The sequence below is a fragment of the Acaricomes phytoseiuli DSM 14247 genome, from assembly GCF_000376245.1.
In the GTDB taxonomy this organism is placed as follows: Bacteria; Actinomycetota; Actinomycetes; order Actinomycetales; family Micrococcaceae; genus Renibacterium; species Renibacterium phytoseiuli.
This window is the reverse complement of the sequence record NZ_AQXM01000010.1, coordinates 1-2,025: the sequence shown is the minus strand read 5'-3', so window position 1 is coordinate 2,025 and position 2,025 is coordinate 1. Positions and strand designations below refer to the sequence as shown.

General features: G+C 56.3%; 1 protein-coding gene and 1 pseudogene. One reads left to right on the top strand and one right to left on the bottom strand.

All coding sequences use genetic code 11. The features are described 5' to 3' along the window. Positions 1–230 precede the first annotated feature (230 nt). On the top strand, positions 231–1,019 hold the full coding sequence (locus tag C501_RS13710; protein WP_156807533.1) for a S1 family peptidase: 789 nt from the start codon (positions 231–233) through the stop codon (positions 1,017–1,019). 125 nt (positions 1,020–1,144) lie between these two features. Here C501_RS13710 and C501_RS11845 read toward each other — a convergent pair. Further along, positions 1,145–1,933: pseudogene (locus tag C501_RS11845) on the bottom strand (IS256 family transposase); the annotation flags it as partial. Between the last annotated feature and the right edge of the window lie 92 nt (positions 1,934–2,025).

The window sequence follows — 2,025 nt, the reverse complement described above, 5'->3', positions numbered from 1 at the left end:
CCGACTGACCCCCGTCGAATACGAGATGATCATGACACCAACCGCCACCAAGGCGGCCTAACCGAGACTGTCACCTATCCGTGCAGCAGACCCTTCTGTGCGCTCGACTCCGCGTGAAACCGGCGCCCCTGCCCAGCTGCTCCAGTACAGCTCACAATCGGTAGATTAACTGCGATGAGACCTAGTAGGCATGCGCTGAATCAGTTAGAGTGAGTCATGTCACTTAGATAGTGTTTGGTTTTGAAGGAGTTGAGTTTTTGATGCTTGGAAAGTTTGTCAAGTCTCTCACCACCGTCGGGTTAGCCGCAGGGTTACTGGCTTGTGGCGGGGCGATGGCCTCAGCGGCCCCTAACCCAGAACCAAAAGTTGAGACGTATATCGTTGGTGGAACAAGAGCAGATTGGAACACTGTCTCTTACGCCACACAACTGAACTACGGGGGTGATCTTCAATGTTCTGCCTCGTTGATTGGCCCTTCATGGGTACTCACCGCGAAACACTGCGTCGAAGATGACCCGGCGGCTACAGCTTATTCAGTGAATGTGGGAAGCCATTTACTGGGGGAAGGCCGAAACGTACCGGTTTCTAACGTTTATACTTGGGATCAAGGCGATGTCGCCCTTGTTGAACTAGCCACACCTCAGCAAGGTCGATACGGAAAACTCGGCGCCGACCGCCCCACACCAGGCACGGTAGGAGACATCTACGGCTGGGGTACAACGAGTCTTGGAGGCCCTGCTTCCCCTGTGTTGAAGACTGCGTGGGTTCAGATCACCGGCTCAGACACTAACGGCTGGCCAGGACCAGCCACAATTCTAAAAGGTCTGGACGGACAAGCCCTCCACGGCGATTCCGGCGGGCCCCTCGTCGTCAACGGAAAAATCGTCGGCGTCGGCGCCGGATTCGCGAACGATGCTCAAAGCAGCACGATGGGTGAACGCAACGGAACTCTTGAGTACGCCTCCGTACCTGCCGCAGCAACTTGGATCACCGCCACCACAGGAATCCCCACCACCTAAACCACAACAACAAAACAAAAGCATCGTGCCACCAGTCCAGTAACTGGTGGCACGATGCTACCCCAACCCGGCACTACGCGGTTGCCCGGGGTCTGTTTTGTTAACGGTGTTTCTGGCGTTTTTGGTTAGTAGGTTTCTGGTGCTGGCCAGCGGTCTGCGATAGTAAGGACAAACGGGTTCAGTGCTGGTTTTCACCGCATGGTCCATCGTTGCCGGCCGGCACCGGTGGGGTCAAGGGACCTGGTGACTAGGTAGAGGCATTTCAACGCGGTTTGCTCTGTCGGGAAATGGCCCCTAGCCCTGACCGCCCGACGGTAGCGGGCGTTCAAGGACTCGATCGCGTTGGTGGAACAGATCACTTTCCTTATTTCTTGGTAGTAGTCCAGGAACGGGATGAACTCCTCCCACGTTGATTCCCATAACCGGATGATCGCCCCGTATTGTTGGCCCCACTGCTTAGCAAGGTCCTCGAGCGCTGCTCTGGCAGCTTCCGGGTTCGGGGCTGTGTAGATCGGTTTGATCGCACGTTTGATGCCATCCCAGTCCCGTTTAGATGCGAGCCTGAACGTGTTACGGATCAGGTGAATGATGCAGGTGTGCACCGTTGCTAGCGGCCACACATTACTGACGACTTCTGGCAGGTCTTTGAGCCCGTCGCAGATCAAGAAGAATGTGTCTTTCAAGCCCCGGTTCTTCAGATCAGTCAGCACAGCCATCCAGAATTTCGCGCCTTCACCTCCGGTACCAGCCCAGAGGCCGAGGACTTCTTTCTCCCCGGCCAGGCTGATACCGATTGCCGCGTAGATGGGCCGGTTCGCAACCTGACCATCCCGGATCTTGACCACGATCGCGTCGATAAAGACCGCCGCATAAACCTCGTCCAAGGGCCGAGCAGACCACTCATTCATCTCTTCGGGTCTGCCCCGGGTTTGGTTGACAGTTGGGGTTTGGGGTGATCAGGCCGCTTTCGCGTCCGTGTAGATCGTCTCAAACTCTACGGGAGTGA